This is a genomic window from Methylobacterium sp. E-012, assembly GCF_057836545.1.
The window spans coordinates 2,841,466-2,854,408 of sequence record NZ_JBYQEY010000001.1; the positions used below are offsets into that span (position 1 = coordinate 2,841,466).

Genomic DNA, 12,943 nt, shown 5'->3' on the forward strand with positions numbered 1-12,943 from the left:
CGGCGGCGCTCTCTCCATCATCCTCGGGAACGCACGACCTTCAGCCGGCCCGGTCCGCCGGCGCGGGCTTTTTCGTGAGCTGTGCGTAGGTGCTTCCGCGACATCGAGCATGACCACGGGCGGCAGATGGCGAAAGCGGGTGGATGATAGCGACCCGACTATGCGATGCCCGCCAACCATGGGCATGCGTGAGGGTGCTGCACGTCTGATTACAATTTTTGGCCGGACTCTTGTGAAGACGTCGGCATGCACTTGTTTGCCTCCCGAAAACCGGCTCGGTTGTCACGGCAAAAACACTATTGGGAGGAAATCATGAAGATCCTAATGGGCGCTGCCTTCGGCAGCGCAGCATTCCTGCTGTCTATTGCTGCGGCGTCTGCCGGACCGTGCGACAGCGAACTCACCATGATGCGCTCGGATAGGCCAAACCTGTCCTCGGCCGGCCACATCGCTTACGCCGAATGTGCAGCTAACAACAAGATGTCGCTGAACGAGGTGAAAGCGGTAGACAAGCACGCGTGTGAAGCTGAACTGACGATGATGCGTTCGGATAGGCCGCACACGGCCATGATCGGTCACAGCGCCTACGCCGAGTGCGCAGCCAAAAACCATATCGTGGGCGACGCTGGTCCAGCCGCTGCTAAGCATGCCTGCGACGCCGAACTCACGATGATGCGGTCTGATCGTCCAGGAGTGGCTTCGCGCGGCGCTCAGGACTACGTGACCTGCATGCAGCGCACCGCAGCCCGCTGATCCGTTCCGAACGTAAAGAGCCAGCCTGGTTCGCCGGCGCGGGTTTTTTCATGGCCGTCACCGCGCGCCAACGCGCGGTTAACTATCTCGAAAGCCTGTCGCTACCAGGATGCTCGATCCGGCATCGAACCCATGGGGGACGATATGCAGACGAGAGAGCACCCAATCGACCTGGCGATTTTTCGGAAGATTAAGCCCTCGGCTAAGCCAACCCTAAGCAGCGATCGGTGGGCAAGCCTCCACAGCGTCGACCCGCGAGCCAGCAGCACCTTCGTCGAGCCTCGTATCGTGCTGCCGTTCATACCGCGCGCTTGAAGGGCAACCCGCCGGGGTAGCTGAACCTGCGCCGCAGCAGCTTGTTCAGGTCTGTCGCTCTTCCTCTAGCCTTCGAGGCTCAAGAAGCCTTGCAACTAGAAAGAAGGAGCCGACGCTGGCTGCACCAACGGCGTAGGCGGCATATCTTGTGCCGCTCAGGTCCTCCAGCCAATGCGCGAGATACCCCGCAGCAAAGGCTGCAGGAAAGCCGACGATCAGCGAAACCCATGTGATAAAAATCTGAAGCCAGCGCGCCACTACTGCGCTACTTTCAGTTCAACGGCGGTTGAGAAACGGTCGGCATTTGCTGCTGCGCCTGCGCCCCAGCAGCGACGACGAGAGCGAGGGCGGCGAGGGCTGTGCGCATCCCGGCAGAATAGCCGCCGGGATGGCGGTGTCGAGGGACTTGGCCGACAGCATGGATTTCCGTGGGCGGTGACGGGCACCAGCCATGCCATGATTATTTGTCGGTCAGTCCTCTGACAAGGTATCCTCGTCAGACGCTTCAACCTTGTCACGCTCACCGTACAAAGCCTCAAAGGACTCTCTCAGACCGGCGCTCCAGGCAGCCACATCGGCATCGACCAATGCGAGGTCCGCGGAGAGCCAGTTCGCGTCTAAGCCTCCCATCCGATTGCCCTTTTTTTCAGCCTGCTGATTCGACGTTCCGAGTCTAACATGCTGTAATCGACCGTTCATCACTTTTGTTCCTGAGACGTTCGGTCTGTCCGCCATGCTACCCACCGCAGAAGCGCCCGAGCTCGTATTTGGGCTCTGCTCCCCGATAGGGACCAAGAACTCCAAATTTGTAGCAACTTTGAAGTCGGCGCTATTAAAATACCATTACAATTCAGAAAGCTTCAAAGTAACTGATTTGATGAAGTCGGTAAAAATTAAAGATACGCCGGTCGTAGACTCGCCTATTGAAGAGAGATACGACAGCCATATAAAATATGCTAATAAGCTTCGAGAAATCACGAAACAAAACGGAGCATTAGCGATGCTCTGCTGTTCCGCCATTAATGCTTACCGCACCAAGGCAGGAAAAAATTATCTTGAGAACCAAGCCTATATCTTCGATCAGTTTAAGAGAGGTGAAGAGATCCAGGTCCTAAGACAAACCTATCAAAAAGCGTTTGTCTTAATTTCTTTGTACTCAGGCAAAGAAACTAGGATAAAATACTTATCCCATCGGATCTCAACTGATCATGTTGTTTCCAAGCCAAGTGTAGACCATAAAGGTGATGCCGAAAGATTGGTCCAACGAGACGAAGATGAGCAGGGCCAGCCGTTCGGGCAAAGACTTGCAGATGCATTCGCTTTGGCGGATTTATTCGTCGATCTGGATAATGAGCAAGATACAATCTCTACGCTAGATCGATTTTTGGCGGCATTCTTCGGATCGAATAAAGTCAGCCCAACCCGGGACGAGTACGGAGTCTACATAGCCAAGAGTGCGGCTTTACGTTCTCTTGATCTATCAAGGCAAGTAGGCGCTGCCATTTTCTCATCACATGGTGAAGTTCAGACACTAGGCTGTAATGAGGTCCCCAAAGCGGGCGGCGGAACCTATTGGAGTTCCGACGAGGAAGATGCGCGCGATTACACGCTTGAAGGCGACGAGAATGAACGTATTAAAAGAACTATCCTCGCGGACACCGTAAGGCGGCTTGGAGAGTCTGGCTTTATGCCTGCCGGGATAGACATAGATGAGGTTGTTGGGAAAGTTATTGTCGAGTCGGGCAAGAGAAACAGCCCACTGCGTGGGGCGCAATTGATGGACTTGCTGGAATTCGGCCGAATAATTCACGCCGAAATGTCTGCAATATCCGACGCCGCACGTCGTGGTATATCTATTAAAGACAGCACTTTGTATTGTACTACATTTCCGTGCCACATGTGCTCTAAACATGTCGTTGCTGCTGGCATTAAGCGCGTCGTTTACATTGAACCGTACCCAAAAAGCTATGCCGAACAGCTACATCAAGATGCACTCTACGTCGGCACTGGCCGAAATGAGACCAAAAAAGTCCAATTTTCTCCCTTCATAGGTATTTCGCCGCTGCGTTTTCGCGATTTATTCGAGCGCGGTCGTCGAAAGGACGAAAATGGGTTTTTCAAAGAATGGGTTGATAATCGACCGAAACCACTCGTCGATTATACGATAGCGACGTACTTGAATAGTGAGATTGAGAAACGGAAACTTATAGCAAACCGGTTGAGGGAACTTCATCAAACGGGGGATATCATGGGCTTTGAAGCCGACCTCGAAGCTAGCCAACCCCCACGAGCGGAGTCCGAGGCAGTGGATGGAACGACGAACGAGGGCTGAGCCGATAGCAATGAGGGCATCGCAGCAAGCTACCGATTAGCCTCGGTAGTGTTTTTGCGTTCTTGCCTACTAAAGCGCGCCTCTTTCCTCAGCCGCACCCCCGGCCCCTCAGCGTTCTCCTCGATGAAGATGACGCCGGCGGCTTCGAGGGCGGCCTCAGCCTTCTGGCGATGGCTCAGCACCGGCCGCGCCGGGTTCGAGGGCGGGGCCGGTATCGAGCGTGCCGCTGCTGACCAGCGCGTTGGCCCAGGCGCTCGCGATCAGGCGGACCTGCTCGATGGCCTCGGCCCGGGTGAACGGTTCATCGCCAGCGTCGCCACCACCATCCGACCAGGCGACGAACCCGGTACGCCGGCCGTTGGCGTCCTCAACGCATGCCGCGTCATCGAGGATGCAGATGCGGAGGGGGAGCGTGAGGCCGAGCATGGGCATGCCGAGCATGTAGAGCACCTGAGCCCGGCTTCGACCGCCCAGCCAACCCCGCACCTCGCTCACCCAGACCTCCGACTACCGCTTCCTGAAGAGTCAGAAGCCGGGCATCCCAATCTGGGAGTTCGCCGGGCGTCGCTGAGCGTCAACCGCCCTGAAGGCTCTCGGCGAAATCCTCCGGCACCTCACCCCACTGGCCGAGGATCGTCACACCCCCCAGCTCGCCAGTCTCGTCGTCGGCCACCACCTTGAGGGCAGCCGCGCCCGGCACCCGCTTGGCGAGGTTCTCGGCCTTCTTCAGCGCCCCGAAATCCGTCTGCGCCGGTTCCTGGCGCGCCGGCCGCAGCCGCTTCCGATGCAGCTCGAACGGCTGCACGATGTACGTCGTCTTGAGCGCCACGATCCCATCCTCCCCTCACGCCGCTTCGAGATCGGCGTCGACATCGACGAAGGCCGTCACCCACACCCGCCGACCCTTCGCGTCGTAGACGTCGACCTGCCAGCACGACCAGTCGAATCGCTCGGTGACCTGCTCCATCAACGCGAGCGCGACCCGCTCGGCGTGAACGCGCATCTGCGCCACGCTCGGCATCCGCCTGCCGGCGCCGTCGGTGACCAGCTCGCGTCCGTCCGTGCAGTGGAAGCGGTAAAGCTTGGCTGGCATTGGCCTTTCCGTGCGTCGTCCACAGCGCTCCACAGCGATCCGGGCGCCGCTCGATCGAGCGGTTGAACCGCGGCCGTTCCTGCGCTTTGTTCTGTGTATGTTCTAGCAGGGATTCGAACCGCGATGCACGCTCAACCGCACGAACCGCCTGTGGACATACGCTTGACCGAGGCCGAGGCGATCGCGCTGGATTACTATACGGCCGCCGGACGCGACGGCTGGTCGGCGCTCGTGCGGGCGATCACGGACGCGCTCGCCGATCTCGATGCCGCCGAGTGCCACGCGGCCGGGCAGGGGCGTCTGGTCTCCCACGGCTACGCGCGTGGCCGTTTAAACGGCTGACGCGATGCAGCGACTGGGTGACATCGCCGGCGACCGGCTCACCGTGGACTGCGCGACGTGCCGCCGTCACGGCAGCTACCGACTCGACGGCCTGATGGCCCGCTTCGGCCCGGAGATCACGACGCTCGCCCTGCTGCGCGCGCTCACCGCCTCTTGCCGACATCAGCGCGATCCTGGGGCCGCGGTCGCGCGCAAGTACGAGAGCCAATGCCTCGCCACCCTTCGGCTGCCGACGGCGGTGAGCCTGGAGCCGCCGGTCCCGCCCGGCCGGCCGTTCGCGATCGAGGTCTGGGACGAGCGCGGCCGGGTCGAGCTGCGGCTCGCCGTCATCTACCCGCTCGACGGGGCGCTCGCCGCGTTCGAGGCCGTGGAGCGGGCCTATCCACGAAGCGAAATCACGCTGCGGCAGGCCGCGCGCGTGGTTCGCCGGCGGGAGCGGCCGGGTCAGCCGGCCCGTGTCGACGCCGATCCGGGCGGAGCCTAACGGAACAGCCGCTCAGGCGCCGAAGCCATGCCTAGTAGGTGTCTGATCCCTCGGGGGCGTCGGGCGGCTCCGCACGCGGCCGATCGTCCGGCGCATCCGGCTGTGGCGGCTGCGGTTTGAACCTGAGCTTCGTCGCCGGCCGTTCGAGGCTCGGAGCCGGGACCGCGGGCTTCGCCGAAGCCATCGACAGATTCGTCGGCCGTGGTGGCGGCAGCGGCGGGTCAAGAATCGGCACGCCAACGCTGTCCGCCCCCGGCCGCGGAATGGCAAGCGCAGGCGGCATGAGCGCGCTGGTGGTTGCGGGCGCCTCTGGAGCTGCGGACTGTTGTTCGGGCAGCATTCGAGCGGAGCCGAGGGTCAGTCCCCGAGGAGCCCGTGCCTGCAGTGCCGGCTCACAGATCTCGCCGCACTGCTCAACCTTGGCCTCGATGGTCTTGCCGTCGATCGTCGCTCGAACGACGCAGCCGACGGGGTGGTAGACGAGCGCGAACTGAAACTTGCCCGTGTCGTCCGACTCCGCCGTGAACTTGCCGTCCAGAGACACGCTCATGTGGGGCTCGTCGGTCGTCCCGACGATGTAGAGGCGGCCGGTCGCGATAGCCGCGGCGGTGATGGCTGATGCTGCGTGCGCTGACGGAACGAAGGCAAGGCACGCGCTCGCCAGGACCAGGGATGACAGACGGATCAAACGGGCGACCCCAACGTTGTGCCGACCGTTGGATCCGGGCGGCTCAGTCAGCTTTACGCGCTGAAGAGCCAACTGGGCCCGGCGGTAGCTTACCTGCAAGCGCGCAGCAGCGGCAACTGGCCGGGGCGGATGCGGCCACAGCTGCAAGCCGATCACCGCTTTCGAGAGACGGGAGATTAGGTCAGCCACGCCAGGTTGCTTGCCGCGTTCGAGACGGTGGAGCGGGCCTATCTGCGGAATGCAATCACGATGCTGCAGACCTATCGTGTGCTGTGCAAGCGCGAGCGACCGGGGCGGCGGTCGACGGTGGCGCTGTCTCAGAGCTTCGTGCCCATGATGCCGCGCAGATGATCGAATAGCCGTTCGGCGAGGTCGCGGTATTCGGCCGCGTGTTCCCGGAGTTGGGCTGCCTTTCCCGGGTCGCCCCTGCCGTCGATCCACCATGCGTCCTTGGATAGCGCCTCGTGACGGCGTTCGAGCGCGCTGTGGAGCGTCAGCATCTCCCGCATCGTGAAGCGCATTTCGATGTTGCGCGGACCGGCGCCGTGCCCGGCATCGACCTTCGGAATGTCCGCCATGGGGTCGCCCTTCGCTCAATCCGTGTGACGAGCTACAAGGGCGTTTAAACGCGGTCGTCAATGCTCAGACGGGGTCGTTCGAGGGATGCCCCCTCAGACCTTGTTTCAGAGCGCCGCGAGGGGGCAACAATCGGCCTTGCCCCACGACCCGCCCCACATTCTGTGCGGACTGGCCGGACGCCGCCCGGCGGCCCTGCACGCTCTAGCAACGCCTCGGCGGTGTTGACTGCGATGTGGGGCGCAGCTGCCCCACATTCCGGCCCTCAGTAAAGCTCTACCTGGCTTCCGCTGCCGACCCAACTCGGCCCGTCAGATCGCCGTCGGCGCTTACTGGAAGCGGTCATTCGTCGGCCACCTTAGCAACTTCGGCTCGGGTCGGAAGCGGACAAACGAGCAGGCGCAAATGATGTTGGATGCGTACCTGTTGGCATGCTGATGTGTGGATCACTACATCTTGGCTACGCGCGCGACACTAGCGTTGTGTCCAATCAGCCCGCTTTGTAGGATCTGAACGTTCCTTAGGACGCTTATCAAATCGAAGCACCTCGATCCAAGTCCACTTTTCGCCGCGCAGATTTTCAATACCTCGCGCATTTAGAATATCTGCGATTTTCGCTGGGTCAGAAACTCCACCCATCCGGATCTCTTGCATCACGAAGCAAATCTGAGCCGCTCGCTCGATACGATCTTTGCGATGCTTTTCCATAGGGTGAGGTATATTTACGATTTAGACCGAAAATGGCCCGCACCGTTGCCAGTGCGAGCCAAACGTGGGTAGTTCTGAACTACTGTTCAGTAACGCTCAGTACTTGCGCACCAGCGGCGCCGGGATCGGCGAAGCGGCGGCGACCGGCGAGTACAGCGGGACAACGAACCGGATCCAGCCGTCGGTGGAGTAGTCGCTGCGGGTGCGGCCGAACGCATTGGTGAGAGTCGCGCCGGTCACCACGTCGCGGGCGACGTAGGCCTGGACAGTAAAGATTTTGAAGTCGTAGCCGATCAAACCACCGAGGGCGAAGCGGCCACGGTTGCCGGCTGCCGCGCTGAACTGGCTGATGTCGAAGTTGTAGGTGCCATAGCCGACAGCACCGATCTCGAAGTTACCAAACTTTTTCGTCGCGGTGAGGTCGAAGTTTAGGGCATCCGAGATGCGGATCGGGCCGATGAAGTTGCCGACCGAACCACTGAAGCGACCGGGCGAGTCGTAGATGTTGGCGGTCAGGTTGGCAGTAATGTTGTAGCCGTCGCCGGTGTAGCTGCCGGCGACACCGAAGCGGTAGGTGTTCGAGGCAAGCTGCGGCAGCACAGGCGTGCCGACCGGAATCCGACCCGCACCAGAGATCGGGTTGGCGGCGGTAGTGCCGTTGAACAGCGAGCCGCGATCACCGTCGAGGTCGTTCAGGTACACGCCGCCGAGCAAGCTGACGCCGAAGTTGCTGCCGAGGTCGAACGCCCAGATGCCGCCAACGAAGGTGCCGACGTTGATCGAGATATCCTTATTAGGCGAGCCCGCCGCGTTGCGGGTGAAGACGAACACGGTCGGGGGCGCCACGAGCAGCTCGACGCGGCCGCCGAGCGGCACCAGCGGGGTCGAGTAGACGAGGACCGGGATGTTGACGGCCGTGTCGGCGTCGTTCCGGCCGTCGGTGCGGCGGTAGGTGAACGTGTTGATGGCGTATAGGCCTTCCGGCAGCGGCGCACCGACGGCGAGACCGACCTGCTCACCCGGTACCGTGGTCGATTGCGCCTGCGCGATCGTCGACGTCATGCCGACCGTGAGCGCGACCGCGCCGGCCGCAAGCCAGTTCTTCAACATTTTCTCATTCCTTCCCAAGGTCCCAAGGCATCCGTCCCGCATCCGGCATTTCCATGCCGGTCTGCTCGCTCATCGCGGCTGCCGGCTTCGGACCTGCCGAGCGCCCCCACGGAGCCTGCCCGTCTCAACGCAGGAAATATCCTACGGTTAGCGATTGATTGGTAGCCCGAACTGCTCAGGTTCCAAGCATCGATACGCCGTAGTGGCAGAAATGCACCATTTTTGTCGCGCCGCAATATGTAGGGTCGGGTCCCAGTCCGGGCCTCATCAGCACACACCTCTGAGGCGGTCGCGCCATCGCGACAAATTTGTTACCAAAATCTTAATCAGGCTGAAATTCACTGATTTTGTAGTCCGATAGGCCGTCGAGAGTTCGAGCAACTCGCCAACAATTAGCAGTGTTTGTGATGAGGACGTGGTAGCGCCAAGCTTGGTCGGACGGGCTTGGCCTGGTGCTGATCGCCATATGCGAACCCTGGTTCGTCAAGCGCTTCGGGAACCTGACTACCTCCGGCGGGCCCCATGCGCGCTTGGCGATATTGTGCACCGACAGCGAATCAGCACCCAGCTCGCGCAGTACTGCCTCACTGCCTCACTGCCTCACTGCCTCACTGCCTCCCGCTTCGACGCGTTCGAGCGCCGCACCAGGTAATGGATCAGGGCTATAGAGGTTCAGAACGCAGCTGAGCGTTCTGCCGCGTATGGGCTCGGATCCGCCGAGCCATCCGTTCGAGATCGCCGGGGACCATGCACCGTCCGTCCTTAATGGCATTTATGGGTAGTGAACGGGTCAGGCGACGATGTCTGCTTTCATGCATTGCTGCCTTAAAGCGCACCAGCCGAAATCCACCCGACCTTGCCTCGCGGCCGCCATCGGCGCTTCTCCAAGGCAGCCGCTCGCCGCCCCATCGGCAGCATCAACCCAGGGCCATCAGACCCTATCCGAGCGCCGTACCCGTCGGGCGCGCGGACGATCTGCCGTCACGACCTCGCGAGGATCTGTGCAGATGCTGGAACGCATCTCTACCCGCCGGGCCTACTTGCCCTGGTTAGTATGCCCTGGCCGCGCACAGTATGGAGAAGCACTGATGCCTAAGTTCCTGCCCGCAGCCCTTGCGATAGCATTGCTCGCTGGTCCGGCCCTCGCCCAGGGCACAACGAGCCAAACACCCCCGGGCGCTCCCTCCGCCACCTCTGCGAAGGCCCCCAAGGCTGACCGCACGGCCAAGTCCAAAGAGTGTTCGGCTGAGGCAGATCAGAAGGGCCTCCACGGCAAAGCGCGGAAGCATTTCCGTAGCGCATGCAAGGCCGGCAAAGCGTAGCGACACGAAGGCTCGTCCTTTCACAAGGACGGGCCGCTTAGAACAATGCAGACGAGTGGTACGGCGAGAAAAGCGGACGGCCTCCTAACGACCCATGTCAGCCATGCGAACGAACATCGGCGCTTCCCAAAAGCCGACACTCGTCGACCGGTCGGCAACTTCGGCTCGGATACTTCTCTACCACGAGGCAGAGAGGTGGAGTTGCCGACCGGTCGACTTGGTCGCGCGGGCAGCCAGTAATGTCCTAATGCCAGGACCGAGGTTGGGACGCTTGCTGTCGGTTTGCGGCGGCAGCGGCAATGCCCTCACGGGCTTAGAAGAGGGAGATCAGCGCCACGCCGCCGATCATCAGTAGGCCCCCAAGAATGCGCCACGGGCCCGCGGTATGTTGTGCGAAGCCGACCCAGCCGTAGTGGTCAAGGATGACGGAGGCGACGATCGCAGCTGTCACGGTGATACCGGTGAAGATTGCGGCACCGAGGCGCTCCGCTAGGAAGATCATCGCAAGCACGTAGGTGGCCCCCAGCGCACCACCGAGCCATGCCCACCATGGCACGTTGGAGAACCGACCACTCGGCCAGGCAAGGCCAACGAACGGCACAGCGAGCAAGTAGACCACCGCATTCGTCGCCGCCACAATCAGCGCGGCGAGGATCGGCTGGCCCAGCGCCTTGTTCAAGCTCGCGTTGGCACCGCTCTGCACGGTGTTCAGAACGCCTGCTGCTGCAGCGATCAGGGCGATCAGGATGGGCATGGCTGTATCGATCAGCCGTTCTGCGCGTCCGGGGTCGGTCCGCGCGTCGTGTCCAGCCGATCACTGGCGGGCGTCTTCACGACCCCACCACCGGCTGCCGCCTCATAGATGGCCGCCATGATGCGCTGGTCCTGCAAGCCCTCCTCACCTGGCGTGTGCGGCTCGCGTCCGGTCCTGACGCACTCAGCGAAGTGATCCATCTCAACGGCGAACTGGTTGCGTGGCGTGAAGGTGCGTTGCTCCCGAGCGTTCGCTGGGCCAACCCGGTGCCCGATCTCCATAGCGACGTTGTCGTAGCCGAACGCCGGATCCAGGCCGAACCAGCCGTCCGTCGCGTCGGCGCGCAGACGGCGGTTCTCATGCATGCTGTAGCCCGCGGTGCCGGCGGCGAACACGCCCGAGGGGAACAGCAGCGTGAAGTGTGAGACGTCCTCGACCTCGCGAAAGCGCGGGTCGCCCTTCGGCTGGGTGATGCGCCCGGTGACCTCGATCGGCTCCTCGCCGGTGATGTACCGGAACGCGTTGAGGCAGTAGAGGCCGACATCCGGCAGCGAGCCGCCGCCCGCCAAGGCCTTGATCTGCCGCCACTGCCCGGGCGCCGCATCGTGTTGGGCGTTCACCGCCTCGATGAGGCGCAGCTCGCCGTAGGTCTTCTTCCTAGCGAGGTCGATCAGGGTGCGGTGTGCGGTGTTGTACTGCAGCCGATAGGCGATCATCAGCGTGCGTTGCGCCTGCCGGCAAGCGGCGATCATCTGCTCCGCTTCCGCAACGGAGGTCGCCATCGGCTTCTCGCAGAGCACGTGTTTGCCGGCCTTGGCAGCGCGCACCGTGAACTCGGCGTGCAGAGCATTCGGCAGGACAATGTACACGGCCTCGATCTCAGGGTTGTCCCGGATCGCGTCGAAGGTATTGTAATCATAGAGGTTCTTCTCGGGCACGCCGTACTGTGCGGCGATGGCGCGGGCCTTGTCGCGCTCGCCGCTGACGAGCGCCACCGGCCGGACGTGTTTGGCTTCTGCAAAGCCCGGCATAATCTGTTCGAGGGTGAGGTGGCCGATCCCGACGACGGCGATCCCTAGGCGTTTGGCCATGGGATCGGGATTGGCCAGCATCTCGCCACCCTCGCTCGGCGCGTGCAGCGGCGGCAGAGTGACCTTGCCGTTCTCGACGCGCCCGAGCAGCGCGGGCGGTTGGCTCTCGGCTGCTGATGCGGATGTGACGAGGCGTGCGCCAGCCAAACCGGCAGCGGCCCCGAGGACGGTTCTACGCGTGGTATCAGACATCGAGCCGCTCCCGCTGGGATCTGCAGCACCAACCTGCGGCACTTGGCGCATATCCTGGGATGCGACGACAGGCCCCCATTCAGCGACGGCTGGTCACCCCGGCCAAGCTGGCAATCGATAGCTCGCGGTTATCGAAGTTTGAGAGCGCCAGGGCGAGTTGCGGTTTGAGCTTAATCGGCCTGACCCCGCGAAGGACCGCTCAGGATCGTGAGCGGCACCCGCGGCTATGTCCGCTTCGATGGCTTCAGCGCTCAAAAGCGGAACGACTGCATTCCACCCAAAGCGGCCGGTCGACGGGGTGGCGGATTTCCCCTCCGCGCTGTTCAGTCCTGCTCCGGGCAGAGCGGCAGGGCCTCGGCGGGCTTGAAGCCGTTGAACCATCGGCCGGTCCATTCCTCGGGAACGAGCGGCGTGTTCGTGAGGGCCTGCAGCTCGGCGAACCATCGCTCAAACCCGGCTTTGAGGCCTTCCGCTACGGTCTGCGGTTTGTCGGCCATGGTGCTCCCCTGTTGCCGTTCGAAAGAGTTCCCCTCCCGCCTAAACGGCGACCTCGGGCCAAAGCCGGTGCGGGCCGAGGCGGCGGCCCGCTTCGATCACCGCAAGCGCCTGGGCACGGGCATCGCCGAGGGCATCGTGCTTCGCCTCCTCCGGGGTGGCGATCTTGACGTCGGTCAGATCTAGGATGGTCCGCGTGTCGCGGATCGCACGGCGGCTCCACGGGATCGGATGACCGCAGGCGCGGAACGCGCTCTCAAGGATCGGGGGGTCGAACGACGCGCCGTGACCCCAGATACGGATCTCTGCCGGTGGTGCCTCGAGGGCATCCCAGAACCAGCGAAACTCCTGCAACGCATGGGCGATGTGCGTGCGTCGACCGGGATAGCCCGCGCTTAAGACGTGCCGGGCAAAGCCACTCTGACCGAGCCACCACGCGACCGTCTCCGGATCCATGTGTCCGATAGCCCCAGCCGGGTCGATCACCAGAGACAGCTCGGCGCCGAGACCGTCAGGCCCGAAGGCGACCGCACCGATCGACCGGATCATGGCATCCGGCCGTGTCGACATAGTTTCGAGGTCGATCATCACATCGCGCATGGTTGGATCCGTGCTCCAGAAAGGCGAGGGCGGGGAACCCATCCGCGCTATTCGAGCGACGCACCGATCCGCGTCCCCTCAGCAGATC

The 12,943-nt window shown here is 62.3% G+C and carries 16 protein-coding genes; 5 read left to right on the top strand and 11 right to left on the bottom strand.

What is annotated here, in order from left to right:
• The first annotated feature begins 312 nt into the window (after window positions 1-312).
• Entirely contained in the window at window positions 313-753 is a 441-nt protein-coding gene (locus AC3IF1_RS13720; protein ID WP_489218036.1) for a hypothetical protein, read from the top strand.
• A 786-nt stretch (window positions 754-1,539) separates the two neighbouring features.
• Here the strand turns inward: AC3IF1_RS13720 and AC3IF1_RS13725 are convergent.
• Window positions 1,540-1,803 (bottom strand): hypothetical protein, encoded by a 264-nt coding sequence (locus AC3IF1_RS13725; protein WP_489218038.1) that lies wholly within the window; start codon window positions 1,801-1,803, stop codon window positions 1,540-1,542.
• Here AC3IF1_RS13725 and AC3IF1_RS13730 point away from each other — a divergent pair.
• Entirely contained in the window at window positions 1,802-3,400 is a 1,599-nt protein-coding gene (locus AC3IF1_RS13730) for an anti-phage dCTP deaminase (protein ID WP_489218040.1), read from the top strand. The two genes, AC3IF1_RS13725 and AC3IF1_RS13730, sit on opposite strands and share 2 nt — an antisense overlap.
• Before the next feature lie 156 nt (window positions 3,401-3,556).
• Here AC3IF1_RS13730 and AC3IF1_RS13735 read toward each other — a convergent pair whose 3' ends face one another.
• The 3 genes from AC3IF1_RS13735 to AC3IF1_RS13745 all read right to left on the bottom strand — a co-directional run bounded on the left by AC3IF1_RS13735 (window position 3,557) and on the right by AC3IF1_RS13745 (window position 4,493).
• Window positions 3,557-3,895, bottom strand: a complete 339-nt coding sequence (locus AC3IF1_RS13735; protein ID WP_489218042.1) for a hypothetical protein — start codon at window positions 3,893-3,895, stop codon at window positions 3,557-3,559.
• A 79-nt stretch (window positions 3,896-3,974) separates the two neighbouring features.
• The gene (locus AC3IF1_RS13740; RefSeq protein WP_489218044.1) at window positions 3,975-4,229 is read right to left on the bottom strand and encodes a hypothetical protein; all 255 of its coding nucleotides are present in this window, start codon (window positions 4,227-4,229) and stop codon (window positions 3,975-3,977) included.
• 15 nt (window positions 4,230-4,244) lie between these two features.
• Window positions 4,245-4,493: a DUF6894 family protein gene (locus AC3IF1_RS13745; protein WP_489218045.1), complete on the bottom strand. Its 249-nt coding sequence runs from the start codon at window positions 4,491-4,493 to the stop codon at window positions 4,245-4,247.
• 162 nt (window positions 4,494-4,655) lie between these two features.
• Here AC3IF1_RS13745 and AC3IF1_RS13750 point away from each other — a divergent pair, with 162 nt between their 5' ends.
• Both AC3IF1_RS13750 and AC3IF1_RS13755 read left to right on the top strand, forming a co-directional pair.
• Window positions 4,656-4,835 carry a hypothetical protein gene (locus AC3IF1_RS13750; RefSeq protein WP_489218047.1) on the top strand — a complete coding sequence of 60 codons (180 nt, stop codon included), beginning with the start codon at window positions 4,656-4,658 and terminating at the stop codon, window positions 4,833-4,835.
• A 4-nt stretch (window positions 4,836-4,839) separates the two neighbouring features.
• Window positions 4,840-5,319, top strand: coding sequence for a hypothetical protein (locus AC3IF1_RS13755; RefSeq protein ID WP_489218049.1), 480 nt, complete (start codon window positions 4,840-4,842; stop codon window positions 5,317-5,319).
• Between the two features lie 31 nt (window positions 5,320-5,350).
• Here the strand turns inward: AC3IF1_RS13755 and AC3IF1_RS13760 are convergent, their stop codons facing one another.
• From AC3IF1_RS13760 to AC3IF1_RS13770, 3 genes are all read right to left on the bottom strand, one after another.
• On the bottom strand, window positions 5,351-5,869 hold the full coding sequence (locus AC3IF1_RS13760) for a hypothetical protein (RefSeq protein ID WP_489218050.1): 519 nt from the start codon (window positions 5,867-5,869) through the stop codon (window positions 5,351-5,353).
• Between the two features lie 455 nt (window positions 5,870-6,324).
• Window positions 6,325-6,585: a hypothetical protein gene (locus tag AC3IF1_RS13765; protein ID WP_489218051.1), complete on the bottom strand. Its 261-nt coding sequence runs from the start codon at window positions 6,583-6,585 to the stop codon at window positions 6,325-6,327.
• A gap of 802 nt (window positions 6,586-7,387) precedes the next feature.
• Window positions 7,388-8,401, bottom strand: coding sequence for a transporter family protein (locus AC3IF1_RS13770; protein WP_489218052.1), 1,014 nt, complete (start codon window positions 8,399-8,401; stop codon window positions 7,388-7,390).
• Between the two features lie 1,088 nt (window positions 8,402-9,489).
• Here AC3IF1_RS13770 and AC3IF1_RS13775 point away from each other — a divergent pair.
• Window positions 9,490-9,723: a PsiF family protein gene (locus tag AC3IF1_RS13775; protein ID WP_489218053.1), complete on the top strand. Its 234-nt coding sequence runs from the start codon at window positions 9,490-9,492 to the stop codon at window positions 9,721-9,723.
• Between the two features lie 313 nt (window positions 9,724-10,036).
• Here AC3IF1_RS13775 and AC3IF1_RS13780 read toward each other — a convergent pair whose 3' ends face one another.
• The 4 genes from AC3IF1_RS13780 to AC3IF1_RS13795 form a co-directional block, all read right to left on the bottom strand.
• Window positions 10,037-10,477, bottom strand: a complete 441-nt coding sequence (locus AC3IF1_RS13780; RefSeq protein WP_489218055.1) for a DMT family transporter — start codon at window positions 10,475-10,477, stop codon at window positions 10,037-10,039.
• An 11-nt stretch (window positions 10,478-10,488) separates the two neighbouring features.
• Window positions 10,489-11,760 (bottom strand): Gfo/Idh/MocA family protein, encoded by a 1,272-nt coding sequence (locus AC3IF1_RS13785; RefSeq protein ID WP_489218056.1) that lies wholly within the window; start codon window positions 11,758-11,760, stop codon window positions 10,489-10,491.
• A gap of 323 nt (window positions 11,761-12,083) precedes the next feature.
• Window positions 12,084-12,257, bottom strand: a complete 174-nt coding sequence (locus AC3IF1_RS13790; RefSeq protein ID WP_489218057.1) for a hypothetical protein — start codon at window positions 12,255-12,257, stop codon at window positions 12,084-12,086.
• A gap of 40 nt (window positions 12,258-12,297) precedes the next feature.
• The gene (locus AC3IF1_RS13795) at window positions 12,298-12,855 is read right to left on the bottom strand and encodes a 3'-5' exonuclease (RefSeq protein ID WP_489218058.1); all 558 of its coding nucleotides are present in this window, start codon (window positions 12,853-12,855) and stop codon (window positions 12,298-12,300) included.
• Between the last annotated feature and the right edge of the window lie 88 nt (window positions 12,856-12,943).